Raw genomic sequence first — 12081 nt, 5'->3', positions numbered from 1 at the left:
CGTAATGCGCGATGGGATCAGGCTTCGGCCGGAAGCAGGAACCGGTTTGCCGAGCCGCAAACGGCGATCTTGCTTCTGACCACCTCTTTCATGGCGTCCATGCCGACCCGCATGTAGAAGCGCGGATCGTTACCCTGCGGGTTTTCGGCAAACCAGGCTTTCACCGCGTCAGAGAAGGCAATTTTCAGTTCGGTGGCCACGTTGACTTTGCACACGCCCAGCTCGATGGTGCGACGCACATCCTCATCCGGCACATCGCTCGCGCCGTGCAGCACCAGCGGCACGGTGACCACTTCGCGGATTTCCGCCAGCCGCTGGAAGTCGATTTTCGGGCGTTTGGTATACAGGCCGTGCGCGGTGCCGATGGCGACGGCAAGGCTATCGACGCCGGTTAGTTCGACGAAGCGTTTCGCTTCCTGCGGATCGGTGAGGAACGCGCTTTCGGCGTCCACGCTCATATCATCTTCCACGCCGCCCAGGCGGCCCAGCTCGGCTTCGACGCTGCAGTCGTTAAGGTGGCAGAAATCGACCACCGACTTCACCAGCTTCACGTTTTGTTCAAACGGATAGTGGCTGCCGTCGATCATCGCGCTGCGCACGCCCGCGTTGACCTTGCGGCGAATATCGTCCAGTGATTCGTGGTGGTCGAGATGCAACGCCAGCGGCATGTCATAAGTGAGGGAATACGCGCTGCACAGGGCGTAGATCTCTTCCAGCGCAATGTGTTTAAAGGTGCCCGGCGTGCCCGCGAGGATCACCGGCGATCGCATTTCGCTGCACACTTCAAGGATCGCCTGGATCGTCTCCGCGTTGTGGATGTTGAACGCCGGAACGGCGTAGCCTTTTGCCTGCGCGTCCTGCAGAAGATATTTGGTCGAGATAATACTCATAATCAGATCCTCTTAAGCCTGCCACGGGTGAATAACAACGCCCTGCACCACGCGGTTAACCGTCCCGCTGGCGGATGGCGTATCGGGCGTATTGCCTACGCTGATCGACTGGGTGAGTGCAAAGACTTGGGCATACATCAGGAAGCAGAACGCCTGTTCCATATCGATAAACGGACGTGAAGGCGGCAGCAGAATGTGCGGACCCGCTTCAATGACCGGATCGTTTTCAGCTGCGATGGCGACGACGCGCAGGGCCTGGCGATCGCGGCGCAGCTCGGCAAGCAGATCCAGATCGTACTGACGCGTATATGGATGGCTGGAAATAAACACCACCACCAGCGTTTCGTTATCGACCAGAGACTTAGGCCCGTGACGGAAGCCCGTCGGGGAGTCGTAAAATGCCGCCAGCTTGCCCGCCGTCAGCTCCAGCACCTTCAGCGCCGATTCGCGCGCCGCGCCCTGCAGGCCGCCGCTTCCCAGATAGACAACGCGTTTCCACGCTTCATTGCCAAAGACGCCGTGGCTGAAATCGCCGAGTGTAGTGAGGATCGCCTGACAGCGATCGGCGATGTCGCGGAAGGTGTGGCTATTGATCGTTTCCGGGGCGAACACGGCCAGACAGCTTGCCATCATGGTGGTGATGCTGCTGGTCATCGCAAACCCGCGATCGTGCGTTTCGGCAGGCATCAGCAGGGCAAAGGCGTTATCGCTGTCGACGGCGTTCTGGTACAGGCTCCCCGCCTCGTTGCAGGTAATCGACAGGTGGTAGCACTCCGGCACGAACTGGTTTGCCAGCTCAACGGCCGCGACGCTTTCCGGGCTGTTGCCGGAGCGGGCAAACGATATCAGCAGCAGCGGATGTGCCGGACTGAAGTAATCCATCGGATTAGTAACCAGATCGGTCGTTGGAACGGCGGCAAAGTTTTTCCCGGTGTGGCTCGCAAGCCATGGCGCAATGATATCGCCGATAAACGCGGACGTGCCCGCGCCGGTCAGGACGATCCGCAGATCGTGCTTGCGCAGCAGCGGCGTCAGGAAACTGTCGATCGAAGCGCGCAGGCTATCGATGTTGTTGAGCGAGCGGATCCAGCTGGCAGGCTGCTGGCGGATCTCTTCCTCGGTCCAGGTGCCGGTTGTGGCGGCGGTAGTGGTTTGTGGCATAACTCAGTCCTTAGTCGTGTGAATTCCACATCAGACGCTGGCAATCGTGTCGCTATCTTTCGTTTCGTTTCACTTGTTCACTTAAGCAGTTAAATAAAATCTATAGAAAAGAAATCGAAACTTCAATGGAAGAAAAGAAATAAAACGAAAAGTGTGATCGTGAAAGGAAAGGGAAAATTTAAGGAAAGGAAAAGAAAGGCCTTACGGTTTGCTGCCGTAAAGCCAACACGAGACACAATGAAAGGGCTAAAGGGGGAGAGCCTGGCCCTGAATCCAGATCTGCCGGAGATGTAAACCCCCGTCCAGCGCAATGATATTGGCACGTTTACCCGGGGCTAAGGATCTAAGCTGACCATCAACGCCCAGCAGGCGGGCAGGGTGCAGCGAGGCCATATGGATAGCGTCTTCGGCGGTTACGCCCGCATACTCCACCATATTCCTGACCGCGGCATCCAGCGACAGCGTGCTACCCGCCAGCCCGCCGGAGCGGGTTCGAACCACGCCGTTTTGCATCGAGACCTCTTCACCACAGAGCGTGTACCGTCCGTCCGGCATACCTGCCGCCTGCATGGCATCGGTAATCAGCACCAAGCGATCCTGCGCGCAGCAGCAGCATAAGCGCATTGCCCCCGGATGGACGTGGTGGCCGTCGGCAATCAGCTCCAGCCACGCCCGTTGGTCCGTAAGCCCTGCGCCGGCCATGCCGGGCTCTCTGTGGTGCAGCCCCGTCATGCCGTTGTAACAGTGCACCAGCCCGTCGGCACCCGCGTCAAACGCGGCGAGAGTTTGCTGGTACGTGGCAGCGCTGTGGCCCAGCATCACGCGTATACCGCGCCGTTTAAGATGGCGAATCGCCTGCAGCGCGCCGGGCTTTTCTGGCGCGAGCGCCACTACCCGTAGCGTGTTATCAGAAACCGCGATCAGTGCATCCAGCTCGGCGATATCCAGCTCCCGGAACAGCTCCGGCGGATGCGCTCCTTTGTTCTGCGGCGTAAAGTACGGTCCTTCCAGATAACTGCCCAGGATCTGCGCGCCGGGGCCTCCGGAGTGACTGTGCCGGGCAATACGCATCAGCGCGGCGTGGATAATCTCCAGCGGCGCGGTGACGGTGGTGGGCAGAAATGCGCCCACGCCTTCACGCGCTTTATGCATCGCCAGGGTATCCAGCGCGTCGGGCGCATCATCCATGACGTCCACACCCGCGCCGCCGTGGACGTGCGTATCGATATAGGCCGGGCAAAGCAGCTCCGCATCGCGCGCCGTAACGCCCGCCGGGATGGGTTCAATCGCCGCAACCGCGCCGCTTTCAATGCGTAGCTGGTGGTCATCCAGCCATCCCTGTTCGGTGAGTAGACGATGCGCGCGCAGCAGCTGGCTCATATCCCTTCCTCAGCCGGAGCTTCCTCGCGACAGCGTCCCAGCTCGTCCGCCAGGCTCGTCAAGCCGCGGTGTCCGCACTCCAGCGCCTGCAGACGAAACGCTTCGCTGCTTAATCCGTCGCGCTCCAGCACCATCTCCAGCAATAGCTGCAGGTTAGTGCCGGTGATGACTTCGCTGCCCGGTCTTTGCATCGCGAGCGTTGACGCCACGCGAAACGGCGTGCCGCCGAGCAGGTCGGTAAGAAACACAACATCGTGCTCTGCATCGAGTTCGCTCACCGCCTGCTCAAGCTGAGCGGTCAGCCGCGCGGTGGTGGAGGTTTCCGGAAAATCGATGGCGATAAACTGCGGCTGCTCGCCGAGGATCTGCTTCATCGCCTGCTCAAGCCCGCTGGCAAAACCGCCGTGACCCGTCAAAATAATGCCTAACATCGCAACCCCTTTGCTTTTACAGGAAGTGACAGAATTTACCGACAACGCCCAGCAGCACGGTGATACCGATCAGCCGCAGCGGGCTCCAGCCGCGGCGTACCAGCCAGAACATCGTCAGGGTATAGACCAGCGGCAGGAACGCAGGCATTAGCTTATCGATCACGTCGGCCTGCAGTTTAACAACCGCATCACCCGCTTTGATTTCGAGCGTTGTATTAAGGCGGACATAGGTTGCGACCAGTGCGCCAATCACCGTCATCCCAACGATGGAAGCCGCATGACCGACCTTTTTGGTGTTGGCTTTAATCAGCGGGATGGCCGCAACGCCCATCCGGTAAGCGTAGTGCGCCAGCCCAAAACGCAGGCCAAGATGGACCACGTTAAACAGCACGATAAAGACCACAGCCCCCAGAATGGAGCCTTGCAGCGCGAGGCTGGCACCAATACCGCCGCAGATGGGCAGCAGCGTCAGCCAGAACATGGCGTCGCCAATACCGCCAAGCGGCGCACCCACGGCAATCTTGGTGCTCTGGATGCTGTTCACATCCTGCTTGGAGCGTTCCATCGCCAGGATAATGCCGATAACAAAGGTCACCAGGAACGGGTGGGTGTTAAAGAAGCCCATATGGCCTTTCATCGCCCGCGCCAGATCCCGCTTGTTGGTGTGGATCTTTTTCAGTGCAGGCAGTAACCCATACAGCCAGCCAGAGGCCTGCATACGTTCGTAGTTGAACGAGGCCTGCAGCAGCATGGAACGCCAGGCCACGCGGTTAATATCCTTTTTCGTCAGCTCGGCACCAATACTCTGGTCTTCGTAGACGTTTTCATTTACGCCGGTGAGCAACGTCTCTTCGCTTTCAGACACGCCCGGCAACGTTGTTTGATTAGATGCCATCTTCGAATTCCTCTTTCTGAGCTGCGGGAGCCGTCGGTTCAGGTGATTTACGCATCAGGTCGATCAGCGCCATTGCCAGCGCCGCCGCCGCAATCGCCAGTACAGGAAGCTTGAGCCAGGCCGCGGCGACAAAACCGATAATGAAGTAAGGGATGTAGACGTTTTTCATCATGATCTTCAGCAGCACGGCGAAGCCGATCGCTGGCATGATGCCGCCCGCGACGCCGAGACCGTCTATTAACCGTGCAGGCAGGACATCAATGGCGGTTTTCGCGTGTTCAGCGCCAAAGTAGATGGGCAGAAACGCGCACAGAAAATAAAAAATGCCGAGCGCCAGCAGCGCCAGATAGTTGACTCGCTCTATGCCGTCGGTGTCCGCGTTGGCCGCCATGCGATCGCAGCGGGACATTACGCCGGACATCACGGAGAAGAGGAAGGTGATACCCATCTGCACCGCCACGGCAAACGGCACCGCGACCCCAACGGCGACATCCGGCTTCACGCCCGTGGTGATGGCAAACGTGGTGCCGACGATGGTGCCGATAATCACGTTTGGCGGCTGCGCGCCCGCCAGCGGCGCCAGACCCATCCAGACCAGCTCTAAGGTACCGCCGGTCAGGATCCCGGTATGCAGATCGCCCAGTATCAGGCCGACCAGAGGACCAAGCACCACCGGGCGGTGCATGTGTGTTAAGCCGTTAAACATATCCAGGCCCGCGATAAAGGCAAGAAGCCCCAGCGCGAAAGCCTGCAACAGACTGATTTCCATTGTGAATCCCTCAAAGCAGTTTAAAGAGATCCAAAGCGGTCTCTGTTGGGACGCCCTGAACAAAGCATTCCACCCCGGCCGCTTTCAGGCCGTTGAACGCAGCGATATCGTTCGCGTCGACAGAGACCGTTTTGGCAATTTGCTGTTTGCCACTGGCGTAGTGCATGTTTCCGACATTGATACGGGTGATGGGCACGCCGCCTTCAACCAGCTTCAGAAAATCGGCGGGTGATTTGCAGACCAGCAGAATTTTCTGACGGTCAGCGGCGCGGTGAATATTGTCGATCACTTTTTGCAGCGACCAGAAACGCACGGCGATCCCTTCCGCGAGCACCATTTCCATCAGGTTTTGTTGAACCGGATCGTCTGCAACCTCGTCATTTGCCACCAGCACCAGGTTTGCCCCCGCAAACCCCACCCACTGCACGCCCACCTGTCCGTGGATCAGGCGTTCATCAATGCGGCATAAGACAATGTTTGGCATAGCGTTTTCCTCTTTTTAATTATGCGTGTGGAGTCGTTACGCCTTCGCAGGCGGCATGGTACTGCTGGAGTATGTCCTGAATGTGGTCAATGATGAGTTCCCGCGGCGTTGACTTGAGAGCGCCCTCGCGAACTTTGCTGTACTGCAACGGCAAATACTGGCTGATAAGCGGCAGCGGAATGGGTTCGTCTGCCAGATTGCGCACCAGTCGTTCAAAAGCATCGTCAATCTGGCTATCGGGCCAGTAATAGCGCACGCGGTCGGAGTAGCTGTAGCCGCGGGCCAGGCGTCGGGCGTTGCCGTCACCGTGATAGTAGCTTTGCCAGTATTCCGGGCGATCGAGCATCACGTTTTCCAGAACGTGACGCAGGCCCGAGCTGGCTTTCGCCGGCAGCAGTTCTTCTTCAATGGCGGCCAGTGAGAACAGCGCTTCACGCAGGGCAAAGGTCAGGGCAGGGCCGACTTTTAAAATAGCGAAGTGATCGTTCACCAGCTGGCGCAGTGCCTGTTGCGTCTGGTAATCGGTAGAGTGTGCTTCAAATACCAGCGTGTTATAGGCTTCAACCATCTTGCTCAGCGCGACGGCTTTATGTGGCTGATAGTCATAAACGTGCGCATGATCGAACTCAACGCCGGGCTGAACCACCAGGCCAATAATGCGCGGCCAGATGTCGCTTAACCCTTCCTTCTCGAATGCGTGGCGGTGTGCCTCAAGCGTGGCGCGCGCCGCCTCTGGCGTCGTGACCTCAAGCTCGGTCAGCGTTTCGTGCGCGCCGCCGGGAACCGGAACTTCCGTGCCGATAACGTAGACCAGATCGGCTACACCAAATTGCTCGAGACAGGTTGTTTCGGCAATTTTTGCCAGACGCGCGGCGCGCCCGGCAACGATCGCATCGGTTAAAGGAACCGGATCGTCTTCACAGGACATGCTGCAATCGAGGTGAATTTTTTTAAATCCGGCCGTCACGTAGTGCCTGATCAGATCGTCGGCGTTCGCCATCGCCTGCAAAGCCGGCAGGTTTTGCCAGCGGTTGGGCCCTAAATGATCGCCGCCGAGGATCAGCTGCGAAGTTGGGAAACCAAGCGATTGCGCCATCTTACAGACGAACCCGTGAAAGTCGGCGGGCGTCATGCCGGTATAGCCGCCAAACTGATCCACCTGGTTTGAGGTGGCTTCAATCAGCAGTGGCGTTTGGCGTGAATGGGCGTAACGAATGGCAGCTTCAAGTACCAGTGGATGTGCGGAACAGACGGCATAAATCCCGTTTGCGTTCCCCCGTTTATGTTGTTCCACCATTTCTGTCAGATGTTTCACTTTCCTCTCCATTTCGGATGGCAATGATTTTTATCTTTCGTTTTGTTTCATTTAATCCTGCATTATGGCGGTGTAAAAATAAAACGAAAGATAATGGTTTTCCGATCTGTTTCACAAAAGAAACATAATGAAAGGTTTCAGCGCGGTATCAGCTTGCGTATCGTCACCATGCAGGGCTTGCATTCGCTAAAAAGAAAGGCGTTAATAGACAAAACGAAATGAAATGAAAGTTTATTGATTAAGGATCTCGTATGAGCAGCAGCGATTCATCCGCAGAGAAGCGCATCACCGGCACCAGTGAAAGGCGGGAGCAGATCATTCAGCGGTTGCGGGCGCAGGGAAGCGTGCAGGTTAACGATCTGTCTCATCTGTACGGCGTATCGACGGTGACGATCCGTAACGATCTGGCGTTTCTGGAAAAGCAGGGCATCGCCGTTCGTGCCTACGGCGGGGCGCTGATCTGCGAAGGGAATGCGCCTGGCATCGAGCCTTCCGTTGAGGATAAAAGCTCGCTCAATACGGCGGTGAAGCGCAGCATCGCTCAGGCCGCCGCCGCGCTGGTGAAGCCGGGGCACCGCATTATTCTGGATTCCGGCACCACCACTTTTGAGATCGCTCGTATGCTGCGCCAGCACACGGATGTCATTGCGATGACTAACGGGATGAACGTGGCGAATGCGTTGCTGGAAGCTGAAGGGGTAGAGCTGCTGATGACCGGCGGGCACTTGCGGCGTCAGTCGCAGTCCTTCTACGGCGACCAGGCGGAACAGTCCTTACAGAATTATCACTTTGATCTGCTGTTCCTGGGTGTCGACGCTATCGATCTCGAGCGCGGGGTGAGCACGCACAACGAGGATGAAGCACGCCTGAACCGCAAAATGTGCGAGGTGGCAGAGCGTATTATTGTCGTGACCGACTCCAGCAAGTTTAACCGCTCAAGCCTGCATAAAATCATTGATACGCAACGGATTGATATGATTATCGTTGATGAAGGTATTCCGGCGGAGAGTCTGGAAGGATTACGGAAAAGCGGGATTGAGGTGGTGTTGGTTTAAGATTTTTTACCCTCTCCCCTATGGGGAGAGGGAAGGCTGAGGGGCCATCACGTCACCGGCGCCGGGTTAAACACCGCCAGCTGGTTATGCAATCCCCACTGGTCCGAGAAAGTTTTCTTCCTCCCGCTCGCTACGTCCAGAATAAAATGGAACAGATTCCAGCCCACGTCCTCAATACTCTCTTCCCCGGTGGCGATGGTGCCCGCGTTGATATCCATTAAGTCATACCAGCGGTTTGCCAGCTCGGTGCGGGTCGCCATCTTGATCACCGGGACCGCCATCAGCCCGTACGGCGTGCCGCGCCCGGTGGTAAAGACCTGCACCGTAATGCCGGACGCCACCTGCTGGGTGCCGCACACAAAATCGCTGGCAGGTGTTGCCGCATAAATAAGGCCGCGCCTGGTTGGCCGCTGGCCCGGAGAGAGCACTTCCACAATCGCGCTCTGGCCGGATTTGGCAATCGAACCGAGGGCTTTTTCCACCACGTTGGCCAGGCCGCCTTTTTTGTTGCCCGGCGACGGGTTAGCGCTGCGGTCTGTTTGGCCCATATCGAGATAGTTATCGTACCAGGCCATCTCTTCCAGCAGGCGTTTGCCCACCTCTTCGTTGACGGCGCGCGGCGTCAGCAGATGGATGGCGTCACGCACTTCGGTTACCTCGGAGAACATCACCGTGGCGCCGCAGCGAACCAGCAGATCGGACGCATAGCCCACTGCCGGGTTGGCCGTCACGCCGGAAAACGCATCGCTGCCGCCGCATTGTGTTCCCACCACCAGTTCCGACGCCGGACACGTTTCGCGCTGGCGGCGGTTGAGTTTGTCCAGATGATGCTCTGCTACCTGCAAAATATCGTCGACCATTGAACGAAAACCAACGTGGCGCTCGTCCTGCAGGCGCACGATGCTGGCCCCGTCAGCCGGGATGGCTTTGACATCTTCGGTGCCCTGCAGCAGGCGCTCTGGCTGCAATTTTTCACAGCCGAGGCCAATAACCATCACCTCGCCGCCAAAGTTCGGATTCAGGGCGATATTGTGGATAGTACGGATCGGCACGACCGCCGCGGGCGCATTGATCGCTACGCCGCAGCCGTACAGGTGGTTAAGACCCACTACGCCGTCGACGTTCGGGTACTTTGGCAGCAGATCGCGTTCTATGATTTTCACCACGTAATCCACCACGCCCGCCACGCAGTGCACGCTGGTGGTAATGCCGAGCAGGTTTTTGGTGCCGACGCTACCGTCCGCATTGCGGTAGCCTTCAAAGGTATAGCCCTCCAGCGGCGGCAAAGCTTCAGGAACGCGGGTCGCCAGCGGAAGCGTATTCAGCGGCGGTGCTTCTGGCAGCGCCACCAGCGACTCCTCAATCCAGCTACCCTGCGGGATAGCGCTTACCGCATAGCCGATGACTTCGCCGTAGCGTACGATTTCACCGTGGGCAGGAATATCGACCAACGCGACCTTGTGCCCCTGCGGAATATGCTCAATCAGCTCCAGCCCGTCCGGGAAGCGGGTGCCTGCTTTTAAGCCATTGTCGTTGACAATAATCGCCACGTTATCCGTATCGTGAACCTTAATATAAAACGCCGTCGGGGGTGCCTCTCTAATTACAATATCGGTCATTATTCACTCTTCTCCGGCAAAGTTTCAGCTATGAAAAATAACTCGTTGGATAATCGTTTTCTTAACGTAGAAATAAAGCATGTCAGGAGAAGAAAAGTGAAAATGTGATCGCGATCGTTTCAGGCGGACTAATCCTTGATTCTGTGCATTAGCGCCCACTGCTTTGTGCATATGCTCAAAATAGCATTGAGATGTAACGCAATACTTGAGCATCAAAACAATGTGCTGACGTATAGAGCCGATTATACTGAATGACGATTTTATAACGCCACCATTCAGTCAGAGAAATAAATATAAAGAATCTGTTCTGGAATAAATATTACTGGCGAAAACTGCGGAATTAAAAAAGGGTTAAGTGATGAATAACGATATCTTCCCGAATAAGTTTAAAGCTGCCCTCGCGGCGCACCAGATTCAGATTGGCTGTTGGTCCGCGCTGGCAAACCCTATCAGCACCGAAGTGTTAGGCCTGGCCGGATTCGACTGGCTGGTGCTGGACGGCGAACACGCGCCGAACGATATCAGCACCTTTATTCCGCAGCTGATGGCGCTGAAAGGTAGCCCCAGCACTCCGGTGGTGCGCGTGCCAACTAACGAGCCGGTGATTATCAAGCGTCTGCTGGATATCGGTTTCTACAATTTCCTGATCCCGTTTGTGGAAACGGAAGAACAGGCGGCGCTGGCCGTGGCCTCAACGCGCTATCCGCCGGAAGGGATTCGCGGCGTCTCGGTATCACACCGCGCCAACATGTTTGGCACCGTGCCGGACTATTTCGCCCAGTCTAATAGCAACATCACTATTCTGGTTCAGATTGAAAGCCAGCAGGGCGTTGATAACGTCGATGCGATTGCAGCCACAGACGGCGTGGACGGTATCTTCGTCGGTCCAAGCGATCTGGCTGCGGCGTTTGGGCATCTGGGTAACGCCAGCCACCCGGACGTACAGCGCGCAATACAGCACATCTTTGCCCGCGCCAAAGCGCACGGCAAACCGTGCGGCATTCTGGCGCCGGTTGAAGCCGATGCCCGCCGCTACCTGGAGTGGGGAGCCACGTTCGTTGCCGTCGGCAGCGACCTCGGCGTGTTCCGCTCAGCGACGCAGAAATTAGCGGACGCTTTTAAAAAATAACCATCATTGAGGAAACAGATTATGACGCTGAAAGTGGGTTTTATTGGTCTTGGGATCATGGGTAAACCAATGAGTAAGAACCTGATTAAAGCGGGTTACTCACTGGTGGTATCCGATCACAATCCACAGTCTGTGGCTGAGGTGATGGCGGCGGGCGCGGAAACAGCTACTACCCCTAAAGCCATTGCTGAGCAGTGCGATGTCATCATCACCATGCTGCCAAATTCCCCTCACGTCAAAGAGGTCGCGCTTGGGAAGAACGGCATCATCGAGGGTGCGAAGCCGGGCCTGGTGCTGATTGATATGAGCTCTATCGCCCCGCTCGCGAGCCGTGAAATCAGCGAGGCGTTAAAAGCGAAGGGCGTAGAGATGCTGGATGCGCCCGTCAGCGGCGGCGAGCCGAAAGCCATCGACGGTACCCTGTCGGTGATGGTGGGCGGCGATAAGGCCGTGTTCGACAAATACTATGACCTGATGAAGGCGATGGCGGGCTCCGTAGTGCATACCGGAGACATTGGCGCGGGCAACGTTACCAAGCTCGCGAACCAGGTGATTGTGGCGCTGAACATTGCCGCCATGTCTGAAGCGCTGACGCTGGCAACGAAGGCGGGCGTCAATCCGGACCTGGTTTATCAGGCAATCCGTGGCGGTCTGGCGGGCAGTACGGTGCTGGATGCCAAAGCGCCGATGGTGATGGATCGTAATTTCAAACCCGGTTTCCGCATTGATCTGCACATCAAAGATCTGGCGAACGCGCTGGATACGTCTCACGGCGTGGGTGCACAGCTACCGCTGACCGCTGCGGTTATGGAGATGATGCAGGCGCTGCGTGCGGATGGCCTGGGTACGGCCGATCACAGCGCGATTGCGTGCTACTACGAAAAACTGGCGAAGGTGGAAGTGGCGCGTTAATAGCATCTTGCCCGCACCTGAGGGTGACAGCGGCGCGCAAA

12 protein-coding genes are annotated in these 12081 nt (G+C 57.2%); 3 read left to right on the top strand and 9 right to left on the bottom strand.

Annotated features, from left to right (window positions below; translation table 11 throughout):
- Positions 1 to 17: 17 nt before the first annotated feature.
- The 8 genes from kbaY to kbaZ all read right to left on the bottom strand — a co-directional run bounded on the left by kbaY (position 18) and on the right by kbaZ (position 7337).
- Positions 18 to 890, bottom strand: coding sequence for a tagatose-bisphosphate aldolase subunit KbaY (gene kbaY / locus AC2FAJ_RS13845; protein ID WP_041907917.1), 873 nt, complete (start codon positions 888 to 890; stop codon positions 18 to 20).
- A 12-nt stretch (positions 891 to 902) separates the two neighbouring features.
- Entirely contained in the window at positions 903 to 2051 is a 1149-nt protein-coding gene (locus tag AC2FAJ_RS13840; RefSeq protein WP_041907919.1) for an SIS domain-containing protein, read from the bottom strand.
- A gap of 246 nt (positions 2052 to 2297) precedes the next feature.
- Positions 2298 to 3431, bottom strand: coding sequence for an N-acetylglucosamine-6-phosphate deacetylase (gene nagA / locus AC2FAJ_RS13835; protein ID WP_485454248.1), 1134 nt, complete (start codon positions 3429 to 3431; stop codon positions 2298 to 2300).
- Positions 3428 to 3862: a PTS galactosamine/N-acetylgalactosamine transporter subunit IIA gene (agaF, locus tag AC2FAJ_RS13830; RefSeq protein ID WP_041907923.1), complete on the bottom strand. Its 435-nt coding sequence runs from the start codon at positions 3860 to 3862 to the stop codon at positions 3428 to 3430. The genes nagA and agaF overlap by 4 nt, the downstream gene beginning before the upstream one ends.
- Positions 3863 to 3878: 16 nt before the next feature.
- Entirely contained in the window at positions 3879 to 4757 is an 879-nt protein-coding gene (gene agaE, locus AC2FAJ_RS13825; RefSeq protein WP_024906386.1) for a PTS N-acetylgalactosamine transporter subunit IID, read from the bottom strand.
- Positions 4747 to 5526 (bottom strand): PTS N-acetylgalactosamine transporter subunit IIC, encoded by a 780-nt coding sequence (gene agaW / locus AC2FAJ_RS13820; RefSeq protein ID WP_485454247.1) that lies wholly within the window; start codon positions 5524 to 5526, stop codon positions 4747 to 4749. The genes agaE and agaW overlap by 11 nt, the downstream gene beginning before the upstream one ends.
- A gap of 10 nt (positions 5527 to 5536) precedes the next feature.
- Positions 5537 to 6010 (bottom strand): PTS N-acetylgalactosamine transporter subunit IIB, encoded by a 474-nt coding sequence (agaV, locus tag AC2FAJ_RS13815; protein ID WP_028014524.1) that lies wholly within the window; start codon positions 6008 to 6010, stop codon positions 5537 to 5539.
- A gap of 19 nt (positions 6011 to 6029) precedes the next feature.
- On the bottom strand, positions 6030 to 7337 hold the full coding sequence (kbaZ, locus tag AC2FAJ_RS13810) for a tagatose-bisphosphate aldolase subunit KbaZ (protein ID WP_485454246.1): 1308 nt from the start codon (positions 7335 to 7337) through the stop codon (positions 6030 to 6032).
- A 239-nt stretch (positions 7338 to 7576) separates the two neighbouring features.
- Here kbaZ and AC2FAJ_RS13805 point away from each other — a divergent pair, with 239 nt between their 5' ends.
- Entirely contained in the window at positions 7577 to 8380 is an 804-nt protein-coding gene (locus tag AC2FAJ_RS13805; protein WP_248112617.1) for a DeoR family transcriptional regulator, read from the top strand.
- 47 nt (positions 8381 to 8427) lie between these two features.
- On the opposite strand, the gene garD is transcribed toward AC2FAJ_RS13805, so the two are convergent.
- Positions 8428 to 9999, bottom strand: a complete 1572-nt coding sequence (gene garD / locus AC2FAJ_RS13800) for a galactarate dehydratase (protein WP_485454245.1) — start codon at positions 9997 to 9999, stop codon at positions 8428 to 8430.
- A gap of 358 nt (positions 10000 to 10357) precedes the next feature.
- Here garD and garL point away from each other — a divergent pair, with 358 nt between their 5' ends.
- Entirely contained in the window at positions 10358 to 11128 is a 771-nt protein-coding gene (garL, locus tag AC2FAJ_RS13795; RefSeq protein ID WP_028014520.1) for a 2-dehydro-3-deoxyglucarate aldolase, read from the top strand.
- Between the two features lie 21 nt (positions 11129 to 11149).
- A complete protein-coding gene (gene garR / locus AC2FAJ_RS13790) occupies positions 11150 to 12040 on the top strand; it encodes a 2-hydroxy-3-oxopropionate reductase (protein WP_224066029.1) in 891 nt (296 codons plus the stop codon).
- Positions 12041 to 12081: the final 41 nt, after the last annotated feature.

The sequence above is a fragment of the Enterobacter cloacae complex sp. 385G4 genome, from assembly GCF_057320665.1.
The sequence above is the reverse complement of the archived record's forward strand: the minus strand, read 5'-3'. Positions and strand labels throughout refer to the sequence as shown.

Bases quoted from the DNA above. Each gene is read 5' to 3' on its own strand.
- AC2FAJ_RS13840 (WP_041907919.1), bottom strand. From the start codon at position 2,051: ATGCCACAAACCACTACCGCCGCCACAACCGGCACCTGGACCGAGGAA.
- agaW (WP_485454247.1), bottom strand. From the start codon at position 5,526: ATGGAAATCAGTCTGTTGCAGGCTTTCGCGCTGGGGCTTCTTGCCTTT.
- kbaZ (WP_485454246.1), bottom strand. From the start codon at position 7,337: ATGGAGAGGAAAGTGAAACATCTGACAGAAATGGTGGAACAACATAAA.
- garD (WP_485454245.1), bottom strand. From the start codon at position 9,999: ATGACCGATATTGTAATTAGAGAGGCACCCCCGACGGCGTTTTATATT.
- AC2FAJ_RS13805 (WP_248112617.1), top strand. From the start codon at position 7,577: ATGAGCAGCAGCGATTCATCCGCAGAGAAGCGCATCACCGGCACCAGT.
- garR (WP_224066029.1), top strand. From the start codon at position 11,150: ATGACGCTGAAAGTGGGTTTTATTGGTCTTGGGATCATGGGTAAACCA.
- garL (WP_028014520.1), top strand. From the start codon at position 10,358: ATGAATAACGATATCTTCCCGAATAAGTTTAAAGCTGCCCTCGCGGCG.
- nagA (WP_485454248.1), bottom strand. From the start codon at position 3,431: ATGAGCCAGCTGCTGCGCGCGCATCGTCTACTCACCGAACAGGGATGG.
- agaV (WP_028014524.1), bottom strand. From the start codon at position 6,010: ATGCCAAACATTGTCTTATGCCGCATTGATGAACGCCTGATCCACGGA.
- agaF (WP_041907923.1), bottom strand. From the start codon at position 3,862: ATGTTAGGCATTATTTTGACGGGTCACGGCGGTTTTGCCAGCGGGCTT.
- agaE (WP_024906386.1), bottom strand. From the start codon at position 4,757: ATGGCATCTAATCAAACAACGTTGCCGGGCGTGTCTGAAAGCGAAGAG.
- kbaY (WP_041907917.1), bottom strand. From the start codon at position 890: ATGAGTATTATCTCGACCAAATATCTTCTGCAGGACGCGCAGGCAAAA.